3 protein-coding genes are annotated in these 2,325 nt (G+C 66.9%); 1 reads left to right on the plus strand and 2 read right to left on the minus strand.

Annotation, left to right across the window (positions count from 1 at the left end):
- The coding region (locus tag C451_RS17620) for a DUF7405 family protein (RefSeq protein WP_007742695.1) at positions 1-433 on the minus strand (433 nt) is incomplete at its 3' end.
- 61 nt (positions 434-494) lie between these two features.
- The gene (locus C451_RS17625; RefSeq protein WP_007742696.1) at positions 495-899 is read right to left on the minus strand and encodes a helix-turn-helix domain-containing protein; all 405 of its coding nucleotides are present in this window, start codon (positions 897-899) and stop codon (positions 495-497) included.
- Positions 900-1,081: 182 nt separating this feature from the next.
- Between C451_RS17625 and C451_RS17630 the strand changes: the two genes are divergently transcribed.
- A partial coding sequence (locus C451_RS17630) for an inorganic phosphate transporter (protein ID WP_007742697.1) occupies positions 1,082-2,325 on the plus strand: 1,244 nt, incomplete at its 3' end.

Raw genomic sequence — 2,325 nt, forward strand, 5'->3', positions numbered from 1 at the left:
GATGTGTATAAGAGACAGGCTGTAGATCCACCGATTCCGGCAGCGACTCGTCGAAGCGATCGAAATAGGCCGGCGAGTAGCTCACCGTGAACAGCAGGCCGTCGTGCGAGTGAGGATAGGCCCGTTCGAGTGCCTGCAGCGCCCGTTCGGTCTGCCGACGATCGTCTCGCGTCGGCGTTCCTTCCTTTCCGTACCTGAGATACAGCAGTACGCGGTGGCGCGGACCGAGGTGGTTGTCGTTGTCGCCGAGCGCGAGGAACTCGTTCCAGGCGTGCTGGCGCGACGGCAGCGTCGAGAGGTCGTCGGGGCCCTGCGGGAGATCGGGACTGCTCTCGCGGGCGAGACAGGCCGACAGCGCCGCCGAGCCGCCGATCGCGACGGCAGCCTTCACGAACGCGCGCCGGGAGAGACCGCGTTCGGTGCCGTGTGGCATGGTGGATGGAGGTGCTACAGTGAAAAGCCGGTTCTGGTCCGCGTCTCGAAACCCCCGCTACTCAGCCTTCGGCGGGTGCCGCCTCCGCGTCGGCGACGTCGTATTTCTCGCGGAACTCGCCGATGAGCTGGCCCATCTGTGCGTACCAGTCGTTCAGCATGCGCTGCATCTCGTCGGCGATGGCGTCGGGGTCGGCCGGGCGAAAGACGTGGTAGTAGCCGCCCTGTTCGTAGTTGATCTGCTCCTTCCGGACGAACCCCGCCGTCAGCAGCCGCTGGAGCGAGCGATAGACCGTCGATCGCTCGCGGTCGACCTCGGCGGCGACGTCGTCGACCGTCAGCGCCGCGTCGCTCCCGACGACGACCGCGAAACACTCGCGGTCGAGAGCCGTGAGACCGTGGAAACATTCGAGCAACCCCTCGCACTCCATGTCGGCATCGAGGTACTCGACCAGTGCATCGGGCATGGCGAACGTAGGCGAACGACGGCTAAAGGAGTTGTGCATACCGCGCACGACTGTCCACGACCGTCTGCGGGCTTCGATCGCCGGTTCGTGGCTGCCGTGGTCGCCTACCATGGCGTGGCTGCCTGCCATATCGACACGGGGAGGCGAAACGCGTTTTGTCACGGGCTTCGAGGGAGCAGTCGATGGTATCTGTACTGCTGCTCGTCGGCATCGCCGTGGCGGTGTTCGTTGGCTACAACATCGGTGGCTCCTCGACTGGTGTGGCGTTCGGCCCGGCCGTGGGGAGTCGCATCACCGGCAAGACGCTCGCCGCCGTGCTGTTCACCGGGTTCGCGCTGCTCGGCGGCTGGACGGTCGGCCGCGAGGTCGTGACGACGATGGGCGGCGAGATCGTCCCGTCGAGCCAGTTCACCCTCGTCGCGAGCGTCGTCGTGCTCTTTTTCACCGGTCTCTCGCTGCTCATCTCCAACCTGTTCGGCGTCCCCGCCTCGACCTCGATGACCGCCGTCGGCGCAATCGTCGGCCTCGGCGTCGTGACCGACTCGCTCAACGAAACCGTGATGTTCGGCATCGTTTCGGCGTGGATCGTCGCCCCGCTGGTCGCCTTCTGGGCGGGCGTCGTCATCGGTCGCTACATCTACCCACATCTCAACGCCCGCATCTCCTTCGGACGACTCGAAAACGGCCTGCTCAGGCTCGATCGTTCCGGAACGATCCCCCGACCAGTGCTCCAGGAGGGGGCGACCACTCGCGATCTCGTCGGGGCTGCCGTCGTCCTGCTGGTCGCCTGCTACAACGCCTTCTCCGCGGGCGCGTCGAACGTCGCCAACGCGGTCGCGCCGCTGATCGGGAGCAACGCCATCACCGTCGAACAAGGCGTTCTCATCGCCGTGGGTGCGATGGCGATCGGTGCGTTCACCATCGCCCGGCGCACGCTCGATACGGTCGGCGACGGCATCACCGACCTGCCGATCCTGGCGGCGATCCTCGTCTCGCTCGTCGCCGCGACGATCATCACGATCCTCTCGAATCTGGGCATCCCGGCGAGCCTCGCGGTGAGCATGACCTCCTGCATCATCGGTCTCGGCTGGGGTCGATCGAGCCGGTCCGTGACGCTCACCGACGCCGCCGGCTCGGCGATCGAGGGCGAGGGCCGTCCCGACTTCTCGGTGAGCGCACTCGCCGCCGAAGGGGGCGACGATGGCGGCCCACCGGCTGGCCCGACCGTCGGTGACCTTGCCACCGCCGAGGCCCCGACGGGGTCGTCGCCGACCGCCGCATCGAGCGGCGGCGTACCGAAGATCGGCGAGGAAGAACCCGACGAACTGCCGACCGACGATCTCTTCGACGCGGCGGCCACCGGTCGGATCGTCACGATGTGGCTGCTCACCCCGACGGTGTCGGCACTCGGTTCCTATCTCGTCTT

Origin of the sequence: Halococcus thailandensis JCM 13552 (genome assembly GCF_000336715.1) — an archaeon.
Classification (GTDB): domain Archaea; phylum Halobacteriota; class Halobacteria; order Halobacteriales; family Halococcaceae; genus Halococcus; species Halococcus thailandensis.

Bases quoted from the DNA above. Each gene is read 5' to 3' on its own strand.
- C451_RS17625 (WP_007742696.1), bottom strand. From the start codon at position 899: ATGCCCGATGCACTGGTCGAGTACCTCGATGCCGACATGGAGTGCGAG.